The following is a 16,863-nucleotide window of genomic DNA, read 5'->3' as shown; positions in this document are numbered from 1 at the left end:
GGCCCGGTGTGCCGTGGGGATGTCATGAGAACGACATGGGGAGCACCAACACTGCGGGGGCGCAGCGATGCACCCACCAACCCTGATCATTTCACCCCATGATGAACTTGCCGCTACGTCCCACCCGCCCGTCGACACGGTCCGTCTTTCACACCACCTTGCTCGCGGCAGCGCTCGCGCTCTCGCTGGCGGCCTGTGGTGGTGGCAGCGACAGCCCGCCCCCCGCAGTCCCTCTGCCCGACACGGCCTTCAGCCTGCAGGTGCTGCATGTGGCCGACATGGACAGCGGCGGCGATCTGGTCACCAACGCCAAAGGTTTGTCGGCGCTGGTGCAACGCTTTCGCGCCGACATGCCGAACAACACGGTGTTTCTCTCGTCGGGCGACAACTACATTCCAGGGCCATTCTTCAACGCGTCCGACGACGCTTCGCTGAACCCCGAGCTCGTTGCCAGCGGCGCGGGACGTGGCGACATCGAGATCCTCAACCTCATGGGCCTGCAGGCCTCTGCGGTCGGCAACCACGACCTGGACCTGGGCACCAACTTTTTCGCCGGTCTGATCAACTTCAGCACCAACAGCTCTGGCAGCGTCACCTGGCGCGGGGCGCAGTTCCCCTACCTGTCCAGCAACCTGACCTTCACCAGCGACAGCAACCTCGTCAGCCTGGCCAGCGCGGCCAACGACGGTGCAGAGGCGGCCACGCTGAAAAACAAACTCGCCAGGTACACGGTGATCACGGTCAATGGCGAGCGCATCGGCGTGGTGGGCGCGAGCACACCCACACTGCCGAGCATCACCTCGGTGGGCAACATCGGCGTGGCGCCGAGCGGGGCCGACGTGGGCGACATCGACAAACTGGTCGCCGAGATTCAGCCTTCGGTGAAAGCACTGACCGACCAGGGCATCAACAAGATCGTGCTGCTCGCCCACATGCAGCAGCTGCAGGTGGAGCAACAGCTCGCCACGCGCCTGCGCGGGGTTGACCTGATCATCGCGGGCGGCTCCAACACCGGCCTGTACGACGCCAACGACCGCGTGCGTCCCGGCGACACCAACGGTGGTGTCTACCCACTGCGCTACACCTCGCCGGCCAACGAGCCGGTGCTGGTGGTCAACGTGGACGCCGACTACAAGTACCTCGGGCGCATCGTGCTGCCCTTCGATGCGCAGGGCCGCGTGATCACGGGCAAGCTCGACATCAACCTCAACGGCGCCTGGGCCACCGACACCGACGGACTCGCGCGCGCCGGGCTCACCGTGGCCGACGCCCAGCCCGGTGTGGTGGCCATCACCGACAAGATTCAAGCCGTGATTGCGGCCAAGGACGGCAACCTGTTTGGCGCAGCCAGCGTGTACCTGGAAGGCGACCGCGTGCTGGTGCGCAACCAGGAAACCAACCTGGGCAACCTGACGGCAGAGGCCAACCTCGCCTACGCGCAGACGCTGGACGGCAGCACCACGCTGTCGCTGAAGAACGGCGGCGGCATTCGTTCATCGCTCGGTTCGGTCGATGCGCCCCCCGGCTCCACGACCGGTGTGAAAGGCATCACCAGGGCCAACCCGACGGTGAACAAGCAGGCCGGCGACATCTCGCAACTCGACATCGAGTTTGCCCTGCGCTTCAACAACGGCCTGTCGTTGCTCAGCGTGACGCCAGCCGAACTCAAGGCGCTGCTGGAGCATGGCGTCTCCGACTGGCTGGTGAACTCCACGCAGGGCAAATTCCCGCAGATCGCGGGTCTGCGTTTCAGCTTCGACCCGACACAGGCCGCGGGCTCACGCGTGCGCACCATCGTGGTCGACGACCCGGACGGCAACGGCCCCCTGACTGGTCCCGAAGTGGTGTACGCGCAGGGTGCCTTCACGCCCGAAGTGGCCGCGCGCACCTACCGCATGGTCACATTGGGCTTCCTTGCCAATGGCGGCGATGCCTACCCGTTTGCCGCACTGTCGGCGCCCAACCGCAACAACCTGGCGTCCGCCAGCGGCAACCTGTTCACCACACCCGGCAGCGAGCAGAACGCTTTCTCCAGCCACATGGCAAACCGGTATCCGCGGCTTACCCCTTATGGCGTGGCCGACACCGCAGCTGCGGCCGACACGCGCATCCAGAACCTGTCGGTGCGGGCTGACAGCCTGCCGCAGTCCAACTGAGCGCCCACCCATGGAACCGGCTTTCCCAACCAGCGCCAACGGCGACACCTGGGGTCTGCGGCGCTTCGACGTGTGGCTGTTCCGATGGATGAGGGCTGGCCACGGTGCACGCCTGCTGCTGCTGCCGGTGGCTTGTGCCATCGCCCACCGCAGCTGGGCACCGATGTTGCTCACGCTGGTGATCATGGCAGGCACCATGCCTGCGGGTGGATGGTTGTTGCTGCAGGTGCTGGTCACGGCCACGGTGGCGCAAGTGGCCAGCAAACAATGCGCGGTGTTCTGGGCCGCGCCCCGACCGTTTGCCGTGGGTCTCAGCCACAACCACCTGAAGCACGGCCCCCGTGCCGGTCTGCCGAGCACCCACGCGGCCGTGATGGGCGCGGTGGTCGGGTTCATGGCGGTGGCGGCACCCGCTCACCCCTTGCTGACGGTGCTGGGCGCCATTGCGCTGGCCACGGCCTGGGCGCGTGTCTACGCGGGTGCCCACTTTCCCAGCGACGTGCTGCTGGGTCTGGGCCTGGGCGGCACCCTGGGCTGGGCGGGAGCCCGGCTGTTCGGCCTGGGCTGACGGCACCACGCCCTCGCCGCTCACGTGAGGATTTCGACCCCGAAGCCGCGGTAGCCGATGAAGTTGCAGGCGCCGTCAAACATGGGCGTGCCGCTGACGCGGTAGCTGCGCTTTTCGCCTTTGGGCGAGACGTGGTCCAGCTGCACGTCCAGGAACGGTGTGCGGGCTGCAATGCGGGCCTGCAGGCCGGCGCGCTGCACCAGGTTCCAACCGTCGTCGGCCGCGGGCTCCTCGGGCCCGTCCACCAGCGGGTCCACACGCATGCCCAGCATCTCCAGCACCGGGCCCGAGACACGGGTGAAACGACCTTCCTTGTCCTGCTCCCAGTACCAGTCGGTGGCCAGCTCGGTGAGTGCGCGGTAGCGCGCCTCGCTCTCGCGCAGCTCGGCCGTGCGCTCCTGCACTTCGAGCTCCAGCGCGTGGTTCAGGTTGGCCAGGCGCTGGTGCAGCAGGCGCACTTCCAGCAGGTTGTGGATGCGGGTGCGGACCTCGAGCATGTCGAAGGGTTTGCTCACGAAGTCCTTGGCGCCTGACTGCAGCGCGCGCAGTTTGTGGCCCGGCTGCGCCGTGATCACCAGAACCGGGATGTAGTCGTCGATCGCGTTGGCCTTGAGGCCTTCCATCACCTGGAAACCGTCCATGCCGGGCATCTGCAGGTCGAGCAGGATGAGGTCGAACGGCGTGCGGCGGTGCATGCCGGTGACGGCGGCCGGATCCATGGTGGTGGTCACCTGGGTGTAACCGGCGCTGGTGAGCATCTCTTCCAGCAGCATCACGTTGCTCTGTTGGTCGTCAACGATCAGGATGCGGGCGTTGAGGATGTCTTGGGCGGTGATGGTCATGCGATGTCCTGCTGAGTGTCCATACCCTTTGGCAGGCTGGAGACCGCCAACGCCGCATCGATCGCGTCCATGAGTTGGCCGACCTTGATGGGTTTGGTGATGTAGTTGAAGAAGCCGGCCTCCATGCCACGCTGGATGTCGCGCGGCACGGCGTTGGCGCTGAGCGCAATGATGGGAATGTGCGCGGTGACGGGGTCTCTGCGCAAGATCTTCATGGCCTCGATGCCGCTGATGCCCGGCAGGTTGATGTCCATGAGGATGACCTTGGGCCGGTAGACCCGCGCGAACTCGATGCCCAGGCTCGCATCGGCGGCACCCAGCAGGCGCAGGTTGGAGCGGCGGGCGATGATCTGCTCGACCAGCTCCAGATTGGCCGGGTTGTCCTCGACGTACAGCACGGTGTGCATCTCTGCACCATCGGCGGCCAGTGGGGCTGGCTGCTCTTCCGTCAACTCCAGTGCCAGGCCCGGCGCGCTGGCCAGGGCCATTTCAACCCAGAACACACTGCCCACGCCCTGGGTGCTGTCGGCGCCGATGTCGCCACCCATGAGGTGCACCAGCCGCTGGGTGACCACCAGGCCGATGCCGGTGCCCTCTTCATGCCCCGATTCCTGGCCCAGCCGGTTGAACGGCTGAAAGAGCTGGCTCACCTGCTCGGGCGTGAGTCCCGCGCCGGTGTCGCGCACGCTGATGCGCAAGGTGCCTGCGGTCTGTTCGGTGCACTCCACCGACACGCGGCCGTTGGGCTGGTTGTACTTGATGGCGTTGAACAGCAGGTTGATCAGCACCTGCTTGAGGCGCGTGCGGTCGGCGTTCACATAGCCCTGGGCCGGCATGCGCGGAAAGGCCATGCCGATGCCGCGTTGCGCCGCCTGGGACTCGACCATGGCGCGGCATTCCGTCAGGACCTCGGTCAGCGAAACCGGCTCCACCGACAAGGACAGCTTGCCCGACTCGATGAGCGCCAGGTCCAGGATTTCGTTGATGAGCTCCAGCAGGTACCAACCGGCCTTGAGGATCTGGTCAACGCTGCGCTTCTGCGTGGGCGTGGGCGTGGGCGTGCCCGACTCGACCAGCTGCGCAAAACCCAGGATGGCGTTGAGCGGCGTGCGCAACTCGTGGCTCATGCTGGAGAGGAAGTCGGACTTGGCGAGGTTGGCTTTTTCGGCTGCGGCCACCGCTTCGTTGAGTTGCTGCTCCACCAGCTTGCGTGCGGAGTTGTCGGTGCCGATCAACAGGTAGCCAATGAGCGTCTCGTGGTCATCGCGCAGCGCGGTGATGGAGACGATGGCGGGGAAACGGCTGCCGTCCTTGCGGATGTAGGTGAGCTCGTAGATGTCCTCGATGCCGCGGGAAGCCTTGAAAGCCAGCGCTTCGAAACCGGGAGCGATCGGCGTGGCCAGCTCGGTGGTGAGGGCCACCGCGCGGGCCGTGACCTCCATGGGATCGTGCAGGTCGCTCGGGCTCACCCGGTCGATCACCTCGTCCGCGTGGTAGCCCAGCATGTGCTCGGCACCCACGTTGAAAATCTGGATCACGCCCTTTTCGTCGGTGGCGATGATCGAGAAGTTGGCGCTGTTGAGGATGGCTGTCTGCAACGATCCGGCCTTGAGCAAGGCAGCGGGTTGGGAGTCGGGGGCGCGTTGCTCTGGCATCGGTTGTTCTTCGAAGTACGGCGCGGCCCGAAGCGGGCGGCCACCCCGGACGCTACGCAAGGAGCCGGGCCACGTCCGTTCGGTAGCCCACACAAAGGATTGAGGCTACCACCTCGAAGGGCTATGCATGGACATGCCCCGCCGCCCCGCTTAGGCTGGGCAGATGAACCAAGCCCCCCAAACGCGTTCACCACGCCCGCTCCTGTTGCTCCCCACCGTGCTGGCGAGCGTGTTGTTGCTGGGTGCCTGCGCCGAGTCCGCCAAGCTCTCGGTGGCGCAAGGCACTGGCCCCACCCCCACCTTGCCCGAACCCGCCACCACGCTGATCCCGACCGTCAACATCGCGCCCGCCAAAGGCTGGCCTGCGGGTGCAGCACCCGTGCCCGCCGCCGGCCTGCGCGTGGGCGCGTTCGCCAGCGGACTGGACCACCCGCGCTGGCTGATGGTGTTGCCCAACGGCGACGTGCTGGTGGCCGAGAGCAACGCGCCGCCCAAACCCGCCGGAACCACGGGTGTGATGGACTGGATCGCTGGCCAGGTGATGAAACGTGCCGGTGCGGGTGTGCCCAGCGCCAACCGCATCACCCTGCTGCGCGACGCCAACGGCGACGGCGTGGCCGACACCCGCTCGGTGCTGTTGCGCGACCTGCGCTCGCCCTTCGGCATGGCGCTCATTGGCGAGCGCCTGTATGTGGCCAACGCCGACGCGGTGGTGAGCTACCCCTACCGGAGTGGCGACACCACCATCACCGCGCCCGCCACCGAGCTGGTGAAGCTGCCCGCCGGCGTGAACCACCACTGGACCAAGAACTTGCTGGCCAGCCCCGATGGCACCACGCTCTTTGTCGCCGTGGGCTCCAACAGCAATGTGGGCGAACGCGGACTGGAGGCCGAGGTGGGCCGCGCCGCCATCTGGGCGGTGGACGTGAAGACCGGGGCGAACCGCGTGTACGGCTCCGGCCTGCGCAACCCCGTGGGCATGGCTTGGGATGCTTCGGGCCAGACGCTGTGGACCGTGGTGAACGAGCGCGACGAACTCGGCAGCGACCTGGTGCCCGACTACCTCACCTCGGTGAAGGACGGCGGCTTCTACGGCTGGCCCTGGAGCTACTTCGGCCAGACGGTGGACGTGCGCGTGAAACCACCCCGCCCCGACCTGGTGGCCACGGCCCTCAAGCCCGACTACGCGCTGGGCCCGCACACCGCCTCGCTCGGCCTGGCCTCGTCCACCGGCAACGCGCTGGGCGCACCGTTTGCCAGCGGCATGTTCATCGGCCAGCACGGCTCATGGAACCGCCGCCCGCACAGCGGCTACAAGGTGATCTTCGTGCCCTTCCAGGGCAACCAGCCAGCGGGCCAGCCGGTCGACGTACTGACCGGTTTCCTCAGCGAACAAGGCGAGGCGCTGGGCCGGCCGGTGGGCGTGGCAGTGGACACACGAGGCGCGCTGCTGGTGGCCGACGACGTGGGCAACGTGATCTGGCGCGTGAGCCAGAAGCCCTGAACGACCAAGAACCACCCCGAGTTTTCCGAAAGACACCATGAACAAGTACCTCGCCGCTTACGGTGGCACCGCCCTGGTGATGATCGTGCTCGACCTGATCTGGCTCGGCGTGATCGCCAAGCCGATGTACCAGCAAGGCCTGGGTCACCTCATGGCCGCCGCGCCCAATGTGCCGGTGGCCGTGGTGTTCTACCTGCTGTTCGCGCTGGGCCTGGTGATCTTTGCCGTGGCGCCGCACACCGCGCCCCACAGCTGGGCCACGACGCTGACCATGGCTGCGCTGTTCGGCTTCTTCACCTACGCCACCTACGACCTGACCAACTGGGCCACGCTCAAGGACTGGCCCTGGAAGCTCTCGCTGATCGACATGGCCTGGGGCACGCTGGTGAGCACCGCCTCGGCTGCGGGTGGCAAGGCTGCGCTGGACTGGGCCACGCGGGACTGAGCAACCGTGCTGCGGCAGCGGTCAGTGGTCAGTGGTCGCCAGCCGAAGACCGGGTGCCATGCCCGTCGGCAGACACGGCCGCCTCGGCCGCGAGCCAATCTTCGAGGGCGTGCCCATCCACGCAACCCCGGGCCTCGTAGAGCGCGTAGGCCACTTCGTGGATGCGCATGGCGTGCGAGGCCTCAGCCTCGGGCCCTTCGGGAAGGGCATGGCCGTCTCCCTGGGCCTTCATCGCCATGGGGGGACGCTTGACCGCTGTTCGCGCGCGCGCCGTGCTGCCTGATGTCTGCTTCATCTCTGTCTCCTGTGAATGCCTGTTGCACCTGGACCGCCGCTGCATGACCACAGCCACGGGTCCATGAAGAGACTAGGGGCGGTGATGCCGGGCACGTTGAGCGCGCTCAATGAAACGCCCCGGCGCTGGTTTTCTTCCGCATTGATCCTGCGCAACCTGGCCCCCGGCGGCCGGCGTTAAGTTCGGCCCTTCCCGAGCACACCGCCCAAGGAATCACCATGCAGACTCCCGGAACCATCTTGCTGCACCTCGACAGTTCGGCCCGCACGCAGGAGCGCATCACACTCGCGCGCCAACTGGCCGACGATTTCGGGGTCGAGGTCACCGGGCAACCCTGCTTGCTGACCGCCCTGGTGCGCTACCCGTTCGCCATGGAGGGCGCGGGCGCCGCGGTTGCGGCCATGAGGGAGCTGGACAAGGAGGCCCTCGGGAAGATCCGCACCGGGTTCCAGAAGATCGCTGCCGGCCATGGGCGGCTTCTTTGGGCTGATCCGCTGGCGGATGGGCCGTGGGGCTTCGCGCGGCAAGCCCTGTATGCCGATCTGGTGATCCTGGGCCAGCGCAACGCGGACGACCCCGCGGCTGCGGAACTGCCCTCCGACTTTGTCTCCAGCGTGCTGCTCGACAGTGGTCGCCCCGGCCTGATCGTGCCGTACACCGGCGCCATCGGCCCTGTCGGCCGCACGGTGCTGGTGGCCTGGAAGGAAACCCGGACCTCGGCCCGCGCCCTGTCGGCGGCCCTGCCCTGGCTGCAACGCGCGGGGCAGGTGCACGCCGTTTGTTTCGGCGAGGACGTGGATGCGCCGCTGCTGTCGCTGCAAGGCTATCTGAAGACGCACGGCGTGGACCTCAGAACGCACGCGGGTGGTTCTGAAGACAGCGATGTCGGCGAACGCCTGCTGTCGATGGCGGCGGACGTAGGGGCCGACCTGCTCGTGATGGGCTGCTATGGACACGGCCGCACGCGCGAGTGGGTGCTGGGTGGTGCGACACGCACGGTGCTGGCCTCAATGACGCTGCCGGTGCTGATGGCGCATTGAGCAGGTCCTCACCGGCTTTGGGCCAGCGGGGACCTGGCCGTCTTGCCCGCGAACGCCGGAGTGGGCCAGCGCGTTCAGGGCGTCACTGGATCGTGATGCGTTTGCTGGCGGTGTCGGCCTTCTTCGGCAGGGTCAGTTCCAGGATGCCGTCTTTGTAGCTGGCCTGCACCTTGCCGTCATCCACCGGGCAGGCCAGGCTGAAGCTGCGGCTGGCGTAGCCCTCCTGGCGCTCGCGGCGCAACACGCGGTCGCCGTTGCCCTTCTCTTCCTTCTCCGACTTCAGCTCGGCGCTGATGGTGACCGTGTTGCCGTCGACGCGCACGTCGATGTCTTCCTTCTTCACGCCGGGAATGTCGGCCTTGACGACGTAGCTGCCTTCCTGCTCGGTGAGATCGATCTTGATGCGTGGAGCCGCCTGGGGGATCTCCATGCGCCATGGACGCATGAGCGAGCGGAATGCATCGTCGAAGGGATCGAGGGCAAAGGGGTCGATGGTGCGAAGTTCGTTCATGGTGTTGCTCCTGTGGGATAGGGGGGACAAGACAGGAAAGATGTTGAAGCGGTGCTGCCCGGATGCCATTGAGCGTGCGCAACAGCGTTGAACATCCAGCAACGCCCCCTGACCCGAGCGAGGTCTGACGTCATTCAGAAGCCTGGCAAACGCGGCACACCAGCTGCCTCGGTCTGCCTGGCCAAGCCCCCGACCCGGCTCGCTCAGTGCCCGCCGGCCACAAAACGGTCGGCGCGCGCGGCTTGCAACACGGCGGGCAGGCTGTGGTGCATGGCCGAGACCGGGCGGGCGCCGCCCAGCCAGTCGTTGGGCGTGACGAACCACAACGCAAGCTCAACATCGTCGAACACCGGGCGCAGTTCGTCCAGCAGCGGTGCCATGGCATCCACCACCGCGGCGGTGGGCAGGTCGAACTGGAACAGCGGAAACATCGGGCCCCAGGGGCTGTCGAGCGAGACCACGGACCGGGTCACGATCCAGCGCGCCACCAGCGACACCGGTTGCGATTCGGGCAACCAGCCTGCCACCTCGCAACGGTGCCGGATCAGCTCTGCCAGGTCATCGCCGCTGACCAGGCCACCCGTGCCGGAAAACGCGGCGGCGGTGGAGAGCCAGTGCAGCGGCACCACGGCATTGGTGCGCTGGGTGAAGATGGTGCGTGCAGCGCTCGCCGCGCCATGCGGAGCGGGCAGATCGGGCAGTTGGGACAGGAATGGGGATGGGGCACGAAGCATGGGGCATCTCCGGGGTGGGTCCCAGACGCGCAAGCGCCTGGCAAAGATGCGAGCCTCGGGCATTTGGCCCAGTGGGTCTGTACGGTGACCAACCGATACCGTGCGGGAAAGCCACATTTCCCGGCCAGCAGGGCGGGTCAGCTGGCCGGTTCGTCGTCAGGCGGCTGCGCGCCGGACACCGTGGGTGGTGATGTCGGCCGGGCCTCGGGAAAACACATGCGTTCACCGTCCCAGGTCTGGCCGCACCAGCACTGGCCGTCCTCGTTGATGATGCAGGTGCCGGTACCGCAGCAGCGTGGGTCTTCCATGGGGCCTCGACAGGGAATGGTTTGAAAAGAAAACGAGGTTAACGCGCCTGCGCTGGACCTGCAGGACCCGGGCGGGTTGGCCCCGCACGCTGCTCGATCTGCGCTTCGAGTTCGGGGCGCAGTCCCAGCAGGAAACCGGCCTCGGCCACCACGAACAGCGGGCCGATGATCAGGCCGGTGATGTCGTCCACAAAAGCCGGTTTGCGACCTTCGAAGATGTGGCCGACGAACTGGATGATCCAGCCCACCACGAAGAGGCCCACACCCACAGCAGCCCACGCACCGGTCGACAGTGCTGCCGTGGCCTGGGCCAGCCACAGGCAGCCCAGCAGCGCCGCTCCCATCACGGCGCCCAGGCGCAGGTCCAGGCGCAGGTAGTACAGCGTGGACGCGATGGCGGCCACGGTCGCGGCCGAGACCGGCCACCCGGCCACAACGAAGGAGGGTCGCGCCAGCAGCACCACCACCGCCAGCACGATCATGGGAATGCCCACGAAATGGGTGATGATGTTTCGTCGGTCGCGGTGGTAGGCGGCGTACTGGCTGAGGTGGTCGGTGAGGGTTTTCATGGTGTTGCTCCTCGGGCGGCGGGCCCTGGTGCCATTGTGTCCAGCACCCGCCCGGTTGAACATGGGGAATGCGCTCGGAAGCGACCGGTCGGGGACACCGGGCGTGCCATCATGGCGGCCCGTGCTGCCCATCCTGTATTCCTTCCGCCGCTGCCCCTACGCCATCCGCGCGCGCCTGGCGCTGTACCAGGCCGGCGTGGCGGTGGAGCTGCGCGAGGTGGTGCTGTCGAACAAACCGGCGGCCATGCTGGCGGCGTCGCCGGCGGGCACGGTGCCGGTGCTGCAGTTGCCTTCGGGCGAGGTGATCGCGCAGAGCCTGGACATCATGCGCTGGGCGCTGGGCCAGAGCGATGTGGACAGTTGGCTGGCACGCGGCAACACGCCGGACCAGCGCGCGCTCACCGACACCTGTGACGGGGCCTTCAAACACGCCCTCGACCGCTACAAGTATGCGGAGCGGCACCCCGAACGCAGCGCTCAAGCGTGGCGAGACGACGCGGTGGCGTGCCTCATTGCTCCGCTTGAAGCGCAGCTCTCCAATACATCGCAGCTCGGCGGCGAACAGCCGGGCCTGGCGGACGCGGCCATCTTCCCGTTCGTGCGCCAGTTCGCCGCGGTGGACACCGCCTGGTGGGCAACATCGCCGTGGGTGGCCACGCGGCGCTGGCACGACGCCTGGGCCGCGAGCACGCTGATGGCCGCCTGCATGCACAAGCTGCCACCCTGGCAGCCCGGCGCACCTGTGACCGTGTTCCCGCCGTGACCCCCGACAACAACCCATCGGCCGAGGGCCTGCAGGTGGCCGTGCGTGTGCTCTGCGCCTTCACCGCCCAGGCCGGTGACCTGGACCTGCGCTTCACGCCTTCGCCCACCGCGCAGGACGGCGTGGCAGGACACGAGGCCGTGACCGCGCGCCGGGCAGCGCCTTACCAGCGCGAAATGCCGCTGCGTTCGCGTTTCGGCGACCTGCTGGTGCAGGGCCGCGCCGACGGTTTTGATCCCGCCGGTCCGCGGCTGGAAGAGATCAAGACGCACCGCGGCGACGTGGCGCTGGTGCGCGAGAACCACCGCGCGCTGCACTGGGCGCAGGCGCGTGTGTACGCCTGGATGCTGTGCGAGCAGTTGGGGTTGGAGCGCATCGAGGTGGCGCTGGTGTACTTCAACATCGACACCCGCCTGGAGACCGTGCTGACCACCTGGCACACCGCCGACGAACTGCGCCAACACTTCAACGACCTGTGTTCACGCTACCTGGGCTGGGCGCGCAGTGAGCAGGCGCACCGCCGGGCGCGAGACGCGTTGCTGCAGACGCTGACCTTTCCCTTCGACGGTTTTCGTGTGGGCCAGCGCGAGCTGGCGGGCGCCACCTGGCGCACACACAGCCATGGCCGCCACCTGCTCGTGCAGGCGCCCACCGGCATCGGCAAAACCATGGCCACGCTGTTCGGCGCGCTCAGGGCCGTGCCCGCGCAAGGCACCGACAAACTGCTCTACCTCACCGCCAAGACACCGGGCCGCCGGCTCGCGCTCGACGCGTTGCGCCTGCTGCAACCCACCGCATCGACCGGCCGGCTGCGGGTGCTGGAGCGTGTGGCGCGCGAGAAGGCCTGCGAGCACCCCGACAAGGCCTGCCACGGCGACTCGTGCCCGCTGGCCAGCGGCTTCTACGACCGGCTGCCGCAGGCGCGCGACGAAGCTGCGCACACCGCGTGGCTGGACCAGGCGGGCCTGCGCACCGTCGCACTGAAACACGCCGTGTGCCCCTACTACCTGGGCCAGGACATGCTGCGCTGGAGCGACGTGGTCGTGGGCGACTTCAACCATTTCTTCGACCTCAGCGCACACGCCTGGGCGCTCACCGTGGGCGAGCCCTGGCGCGTCGGCCTGCTGGTCGACGAAGCGCACAACCTGATCGAGCGCGCGCGGCTGATGTACAGCGCCGAACTCGACCCGTTGACGCTGGCCGCGCTGCGCAAGACGCCCCCCAAAGGACTCAAGGCCTCGCTTGATCGCCTGCACCGCTTCTGGGGAGCCCTGGGCCGTGGGCAAGCGGCCGGGCAGTTGCTGCAGAACGATGTGCCCGAGGGCCTGGTGGGTGCGCTGCAGCAGCACGCCGCCGACCTCTCGGAACACCTCGCGCTGGATGCGACAGCGCCTGATGTGCGGGTACAGGCCTGGCTGTTCGAGGTGCTGCACTTCGTGCGCGTGGCCGAGGTGTTTGGCGACCACTCGCTGGTGGAGATCACCCGCACCGAGGCGGCCGCACGCACCCGCGCGCCCCGGCCCCGGCTGGCCATCCGCAACCTGGTGCCCGCGCCCCACCTGGAGCCGCGCTGGCAGGCGGCGCACAGCGCCACACTGTTCTCGGCCACGCTCAGCCCCATGGACCACGCCATCCACCTGCTTGGCCTGCCCACCGACGTGGCGCGGCTGGAGGTGCCTTCTCCGTTCGACCCGGCGCAGCTGCAGGTTCGCATCACGCCGCACATCTCCACCCGCTACCAGGACCGCGCCGAATCGCTCGACGCGGTGGTGGCGGTGATGGCCGATCAGTTCCACGCCAAGCCGGGCAACTACCTGGCGTTTTTCAGCAGCTTCGAGTACCTGCAGCAGGTGCTGGCGCGCTTTGCCGTGGCCCACCCGGACATCGGCCTGTGGTCACAGTCGCGCGGCATGGCAGAGGTCGATCGGAGCGCCTTCGTGGCCCGCTTCACCGACAACAGCCAGGGCATCGGCTTTGCGGTGCTCGGAGGAGCGTTTGGTGAAGGCATCGACCTGCCGGGCCAGCGCCTGATCGGCGCCTTCATCGCCACGCTGGGCCTGCCCCAGGTGAACCCGCTCAACGAGCAGTTGCGCGCACGGCTGCAGTTGAAACACGGCCGGGGCTACGACCACGCCTACCTGTTTCCCGGCCTGCAGAAGGTGGTGCAGGCCGCGGGGCGGGTGATCCGCGGCCCGGAGGACCGGGGTGTGGTGGTCTTGATGGACGACCGCTTCGCCCGGCCCGAGGTGCGTGGCCTGTTGCCGCCCTGGTGGCACATTGAACGCTTCGAGCGCGGCTGATCGCGACGTTCAGCTGCGCGAATACAGGTGCACGCCACCGCTGTTCTGGGGGCGCTCGTTCAGCAGCCAGCCGCGCAGGCTCCAGACCCCGTCTTCCAGGCGCGCACCCACCGCCAGCTGGCGGCCGTCGCCCGAGAGCGCCAGCGCCGAGCCGAACTGGTCGCCCGTGCGGGTACGGCTGGACTTCACATAGTCGGTCTGGTCCCAGCGTTGACCCTGGCGGCTGTACACATACACGGCACCCGCGGCCTGCGCCGTGTCGTCCGCCTGCTGGCCACCCAGACCGCGTGCCGCGCTGGACTCGTTCACCGCCGACACGGCGAGCACACGGCCGTCGGCCGACAGGCTGAGCCGCTCTCCGAACGCGTCACCCGAGCGGCTGTTGGACGCACGGATGCGCGCGGCTTGCTGCCACTGTCCACCCTGGTTCACGAACACGTAGGCGCTGCCGGCCGATCGCTGACGGACCGCGGTGCCTTCGGGGGCGCTCGCACCCACCGCCAGGGTGGTGCCGTCGCCCGACAGGGCGACCTGTGAACCCAGTGGGTTCTGGGGCGTGGCGTTGGCGGCCGTCACCACCGCCTGTTCGCGCCAGAGGGCACCATCGCGACGGAACACGTGCACGGCACCCAGGCCCGACGCGCGTGCACCGGCGGCCAGTGTCTGGCCATCGATCGAGAGCGCCACGCTCTGGCCCAGTTGCGCGCCTTCCAGCGATTGCGCAGCCGTCAGCACCGCTTGTTCGGCCCAACCCGCGGCCGTGCGTGCGAACACATACACCGCGCCGCTGTCGCTGCGGGCGCCCTGCGCATCGGCAGCGTCGTGACGGTGTGCGCCCACGGCCAGGGTGTCCCCCGGACCCGCAAACGACAGGCTCATGCCGAACCAGTCAAAGCTGGCCGCGTTGGATGCCTGCAGGCGCGCGGGCTGGCTCCAGCCGCTGTCGTTGCGCTCGAACACATACACAACGCCCTGGTCGCCCGCGAGCGATTCGCCGGCGCGGGCGGCGGCGTGCGATTCAAACGGTGCCCCCACCGCGAGGCGACTGCCATCGTCGGACAGCGTGAGGCTGTGGCCGAAGCCGCTGCCGCTGGTGGGCTGGGGCGCGAGCAGGCGGGCCTGTTCACGCCAGCCCCGGTGTGTGCGGGTGTACACGTACACCGTGCCCGCGGCGGGCACCGCCTCGGACGCACCCGGTGCGGACTTCAGCTCGGCGCCCACGGCCAGGGTGTTGCCGTCGCGTGAGAGGGCCACTGCCGCACCGAACACGTCGCCGGCGTCGGCGTCCGAGGCCCGCAGATGGGTTGCCGTGTCGTGCGGGCGCACCGCGGCCAGCGCGGTGGGCAGTCCGAGGCTTTCAAGGGACACGTGGGCAAACAGCCCGCTGCTCAGGGGCGAAGCCTTGTCGCCCGCGCAGGCGGACAACCAGGCGGTGATGGCCAGCAAGGGCACGGTGAGTGCAAGGCGAAAGACGGAGGTCATGGTGTGGGTCCTGTGAAATCGTTGATCTGCAACGATCTGGCAGGACGCTGGGCTGCTGGCCCATATTGCCGATCGTTCGGTGGGGCAGATGGTCTTCACTTCGGACCGGCAGCAACATACTTCAAAGGCGCTACAAGAGCGCCTTTTCATGGACCTTCATGAACTAGTTCGCACGCAATGCACCCCCCGGGCGTGACAAATATCCACCCTCGTCGCAAACGGCGGCCACGCCTCAGCCCGCTGCGTCGGTGTTGAACAGCCGACTGGCCAGGATGTCGGCCGGCATGAGCGTGGTGAGGTCGTCCCGGGTGAGTTCGCGGTCGCGGTCGACAAACAGGCGGCTGGCCTGGCGCAGGCGAGCTCGGTCCAGCGCATTGCGCACACTGCGCGCATTGGCAAAGTGCGGCAGTGGTATGCGGCGCTGCAGGTAGCTCTCGAACGCTTCGCGTGCGCCTTCGCCAAATCGGTAGTTCATGGTGCCGAGCATGCGATCGGCGATGTCGAGCAACTCACCCTGGCCATAGTCGGGAAAATCGAGGTGGTGCGCCACGCGCGATGACAAGCCGGGGTTGGACTTGAAGAAGGTGTCCATGCGGTCCTTGTAGCCTGCCAGGATCACCACCAGATCGTCGCGCTGGTTCTCCATCACCTGCAGCAGGATCTCGATCGCTTCCTGCCCGTAGTCGCGCTCGTTCTCGGGACGGTAGAGGTAGTAGGCCTCGTCGATGAAGAGCACACCGCCCATGGCCTTCTTGAGAACCTCTTTGGTCTTGGGCGCGGTGTGGCCGATGTACTGGCCGACCAGGTCGTCGCGCGTGACACTGACCACATGGCCTTTGCGCACATAGCCCAGGCGGTGCAGGATCTCCGCCATTCGCAGGGCCACCGTGGTTTTACCGGTGCCGGGGTTGCCGGTGAAGCTCATGTGCAGCGATGGCGTCTGCGCCTGCAGGCCGAGAGTCAGACGCAGCTTGTCGACCACCAGCAGCGCCGCAATGTCGCGGATGCGGGTCTTCACCGGCACCAGCCCGATGAGGTCGCGGTCCAGCTCGTCCATGACCGCTTCGACCTGGCTTTGCGCCAGGACATCGGCCACAGTGCGAGGGCTGCTGGGGGTTTCTGAGTTCATGGAACGTCTCCGGAACGACGTGTCTCCCCCAGAGATACCGCGGAACCGGCTTTGCCGGGCCGCAGGTATCGCCCCCTGCAGGGGGTGACGCGCTGAAAGCGCGGCGCGGGGGGGAGCCCTTGTCTAATAGCGTTCGCCTTCGGGCTTGTCGGTGGCGTACGAACTGATGCGGTAGCGCACCTGCCGCCCTTCCACCTCGGTACGCGCCAGGCCAAAACCCGGTTCCCGGGTGGGGCGGTTGACGATGAACGACATGCGCGGCGACTCCACGCCCTGTGTCGAGTCGAAGGCAGTGACGCGCACGTAGTGCTGCGGAAAGGTCTTGCGGCAGTTGTTGATCTCCATCAGGATGCCGGCCGGGTCCTTCAGGTCGAACATGGGGTTGCCGAACATTTCCCAGTAGGTGTTGCGCGGGTGCGGGTCGTCGGTGTATTCGATACCCACCGCATAGTTGTGCTGGAGCGCGTACTGGATCTGGCTGCTGATCTGCGCATCGGTGAGGTCGGGCAGGTACGAGAACTGGCCCTGCGTCAGGCGGTTGCCGTGGTTGGTCATCATGGTG

Annotated in this window: 17 protein-coding genes; 7 read left to right on the top strand and 10 right to left on the bottom strand. The window is 67.6% G+C overall.

Annotation, left to right across the window (positions count from 1 at the left end):
- The first annotated feature begins 98 nt into the window (after window positions 1–98).
- Together Q0C59_RS02770 and Q0C59_RS02765 are read left to right on the top strand one after the other, a co-directional pair.
- The gene (locus Q0C59_RS02770) at window positions 99–2,156 is read left to right on the top strand and encodes a bifunctional UDP-sugar hydrolase/5'-nucleotidase (RefSeq protein ID WP_291211389.1); all 2,058 of its coding nucleotides are present in this window, start codon (window positions 99–101) and stop codon (window positions 2,154–2,156) included.
- Between the two features lie 10 nt (window positions 2,157–2,166).
- A complete protein-coding gene (locus Q0C59_RS02765; protein ID WP_291211387.1) occupies window positions 2,167–2,724 on the top strand; it encodes a phosphatase PAP2 family protein in 558 nt (185 codons plus the stop codon).
- A 20-nt stretch (window positions 2,725–2,744) separates the two neighbouring features.
- Here the strand turns inward: Q0C59_RS02765 and Q0C59_RS02760 are convergent, their stop codons facing one another.
- On the bottom strand, window positions 2,745–3,566 hold the full coding sequence (locus tag Q0C59_RS02760; RefSeq protein WP_291211384.1) for a response regulator: 822 nt from the start codon (window positions 3,564–3,566) through the stop codon (window positions 2,745–2,747).
- Window positions 3,563–5,221, bottom strand: coding sequence for an ATP-binding protein (locus Q0C59_RS02755; RefSeq protein WP_291211382.1), 1,659 nt, complete (start codon window positions 5,219–5,221; stop codon window positions 3,563–3,565). Before Q0C59_RS02755 ends, Q0C59_RS02760 begins: the two co-directional genes overlap by 4 nt.
- Window positions 5,222–5,384: 163 nt before the next feature.
- Here Q0C59_RS02755 and Q0C59_RS02750 point away from each other — a divergent pair, with 163 nt between their 5' ends.
- The gene (locus tag Q0C59_RS02750) at window positions 5,385–6,725 is read left to right on the top strand and encodes a sorbosone dehydrogenase family protein (RefSeq protein ID WP_291211379.1); all 1,341 of its coding nucleotides are present in this window, start codon (window positions 5,385–5,387) and stop codon (window positions 6,723–6,725) included.
- Window positions 6,726–6,762: 37 nt separating this feature from the next.
- Window positions 6,763–7,170, top strand: coding sequence for a DUF2177 family protein (locus Q0C59_RS02745; RefSeq protein ID WP_291211376.1), 408 nt, complete (start codon window positions 6,763–6,765; stop codon window positions 7,168–7,170).
- Between the two features lie 28 nt (window positions 7,171–7,198).
- Here Q0C59_RS02745 and Q0C59_RS02740 read toward each other — a convergent pair whose 3' ends face one another.
- The gene (locus Q0C59_RS02740; RefSeq protein WP_291211373.1) at window positions 7,199–7,465 is read right to left on the bottom strand and encodes a DUF2934 domain-containing protein; all 267 of its coding nucleotides are present in this window, start codon (window positions 7,463–7,465) and stop codon (window positions 7,199–7,201) included.
- Between the two features lie 218 nt (window positions 7,466–7,683).
- Here Q0C59_RS02740 and Q0C59_RS02735 point away from each other — a divergent pair, with 218 nt between their 5' ends.
- Entirely contained in the window at window positions 7,684–8,505 is an 822-nt protein-coding gene (locus Q0C59_RS02735) for a universal stress protein (protein ID WP_291211370.1), read from the top strand.
- An 82-nt stretch (window positions 8,506–8,587) separates the two neighbouring features.
- Here the strand turns inward: Q0C59_RS02735 and Q0C59_RS02730 are convergent, their stop codons facing one another.
- From Q0C59_RS02730 to Q0C59_RS02715, 4 genes are all read right to left on the bottom strand, one after another.
- Entirely contained in the window at window positions 8,588–9,016 is a 429-nt protein-coding gene (locus tag Q0C59_RS02730; protein ID WP_291211367.1) for an Hsp20/alpha crystallin family protein, read from the bottom strand.
- Between the two features lie 203 nt (window positions 9,017–9,219).
- Window positions 9,220–9,750 (bottom strand): hypothetical protein, encoded by a 531-nt coding sequence (locus Q0C59_RS02725; protein ID WP_291211364.1) that lies wholly within the window; start codon window positions 9,748–9,750, stop codon window positions 9,220–9,222.
- Window positions 9,751–9,887: 137 nt separating this feature from the next.
- Window positions 9,888–10,058, bottom strand: a complete 171-nt coding sequence (locus tag Q0C59_RS02720; RefSeq protein WP_291211361.1) for a hypothetical protein — start codon at window positions 10,056–10,058, stop codon at window positions 9,888–9,890.
- 38 nt (window positions 10,059–10,096) lie between these two features.
- On the bottom strand, window positions 10,097–10,627 hold the full coding sequence (locus tag Q0C59_RS02715; protein ID WP_291211358.1) for a DUF962 domain-containing protein: 531 nt from the start codon (window positions 10,625–10,627) through the stop codon (window positions 10,097–10,099).
- A gap of 103 nt (window positions 10,628–10,730) precedes the next feature.
- On the opposite strand from Q0C59_RS02715, the gene Q0C59_RS02710 reads away from it, so the two are divergent.
- Together Q0C59_RS02710 and Q0C59_RS02705 are read left to right on the top strand one after the other, a co-directional pair.
- Entirely contained in the window at window positions 10,731–11,390 is a 660-nt protein-coding gene (locus tag Q0C59_RS02710; RefSeq protein ID WP_291211356.1) for a glutathione S-transferase, read from the top strand.
- A complete protein-coding gene (locus Q0C59_RS02705) occupies window positions 11,387–13,690 on the top strand; it encodes a helicase C-terminal domain-containing protein (protein ID WP_291211353.1) in 2,304 nt (767 codons plus the stop codon). The genes Q0C59_RS02710 and Q0C59_RS02705 overlap by 4 nt, the downstream gene beginning before the upstream one ends.
- A 9-nt stretch (window positions 13,691–13,699) precedes the next feature.
- Here the strand turns inward: Q0C59_RS02705 and Q0C59_RS02700 are convergent, their stop codons facing one another.
- From Q0C59_RS02700 to Q0C59_RS02690, 3 genes are all read right to left on the bottom strand, one after another.
- Entirely contained in the window at window positions 13,700–15,172 is a 1,473-nt protein-coding gene (locus Q0C59_RS02700; RefSeq protein ID WP_291211350.1) for a hypothetical protein, read from the bottom strand.
- A gap of 232 nt (window positions 15,173–15,404) precedes the next feature.
- The gene (gene cbbX / locus Q0C59_RS02695) at window positions 15,405–16,301 is read right to left on the bottom strand and encodes a CbbX protein (protein ID WP_291211347.1); all 897 of its coding nucleotides are present in this window, start codon (window positions 16,299–16,301) and stop codon (window positions 15,405–15,407) included.
- A gap of 123 nt (window positions 16,302–16,424) precedes the next feature.
- Window positions 16,425–16,859 carry a ribulose bisphosphate carboxylase small subunit gene (locus Q0C59_RS02690; protein WP_291211345.1) on the bottom strand — a complete coding sequence of 145 codons (435 nt, stop codon included), beginning with the start codon at window positions 16,857–16,859 and terminating at the stop codon, window positions 16,425–16,427.
- Window positions 16,860–16,863 lie beyond the last annotated feature (4 nt).

The sequence above is a fragment of the Hydrogenophaga sp. genome (assembly GCF_022844385.1).
In the GTDB taxonomy this organism is placed as follows: Bacteria; Pseudomonadota; Gammaproteobacteria; order Burkholderiales; family Burkholderiaceae_C; genus Hydrogenophaga.
Note: the sequence above shows the minus strand (reverse complement) of the source record. Positions and strands in the feature narration are given on the sequence as shown.

What these genes read in the sequence shown, in the direction of transcription:
- Q0C59_RS02690 (WP_291211345.1), bottom strand. Translation starts at nt 16,859, where the DNA reads ATGATGACCAACCACGGCAACCGCCTGACGCAGGGCCAGTTCTCGTAC.
- Q0C59_RS02750 (WP_291211379.1), top strand. Translation starts at nt 5,385, where the DNA reads ATGAACCAAGCCCCCCAAACGCGTTCACCACGCCCGCTCCTGTTGCTC.
- Q0C59_RS02725 (WP_291211364.1), bottom strand. Translation starts at nt 9,750, where the DNA reads ATGCTTCGTGCCCCATCCCCATTCCTGTCCCAACTGCCCGATCTGCCC.
- Q0C59_RS02735 (WP_291211370.1), top strand. Translation starts at nt 7,684, where the DNA reads ATGCAGACTCCCGGAACCATCTTGCTGCACCTCGACAGTTCGGCCCGC.
- Q0C59_RS02715 (WP_291211358.1), bottom strand. Translation starts at nt 10,627, where the DNA reads ATGAAAACCCTCACCGACCACCTCAGCCAGTACGCCGCCTACCACCGC.
- Q0C59_RS02755 (WP_291211382.1), bottom strand. Translation starts at nt 5,221, where the DNA reads ATGCCAGAGCAACGCGCCCCCGACTCCCAACCCGCTGCCTTGCTCAAG.
- Q0C59_RS02765 (WP_291211387.1), top strand. Translation starts at nt 2,167, where the DNA reads ATGGAACCGGCTTTCCCAACCAGCGCCAACGGCGACACCTGGGGTCTG.
- Q0C59_RS02770 (WP_291211389.1), top strand. Translation starts at nt 99, where the DNA reads ATGATGAACTTGCCGCTACGTCCCACCCGCCCGTCGACACGGTCCGTC.
- Q0C59_RS02700 (WP_291211350.1), bottom strand. Translation starts at nt 15,172, where the DNA reads ATGACCTCCGTCTTTCGCCTTGCACTCACCGTGCCCTTGCTGGCCATC.
- Q0C59_RS02730 (WP_291211367.1), bottom strand. Translation starts at nt 9,016, where the DNA reads ATGAACGAACTTCGCACCATCGACCCCTTTGCCCTCGATCCCTTCGAC.
- Q0C59_RS02720 (WP_291211361.1), bottom strand. Translation starts at nt 10,058, where the DNA reads ATGGAAGACCCACGCTGCTGCGGTACCGGCACCTGCATCATCAACGAG.
- cbbX (WP_291211347.1), bottom strand. Translation starts at nt 16,301, where the DNA reads ATGAACTCAGAAACCCCCAGCAGCCCTCGCACTGTGGCCGATGTCCTG.
- Q0C59_RS02760 (WP_291211384.1), bottom strand. Translation starts at nt 3,566, where the DNA reads ATGACCATCACCGCCCAAGACATCCTCAACGCCCGCATCCTGATCGTT.
- Q0C59_RS02740 (WP_291211373.1), bottom strand. Translation starts at nt 7,465, where the DNA reads ATGAAGCAGACATCAGGCAGCACGGCGCGCGCGCGAACAGCGGTCAAG.
- Q0C59_RS02745 (WP_291211376.1), top strand. Translation starts at nt 6,763, where the DNA reads ATGAACAAGTACCTCGCCGCTTACGGTGGCACCGCCCTGGTGATGATC.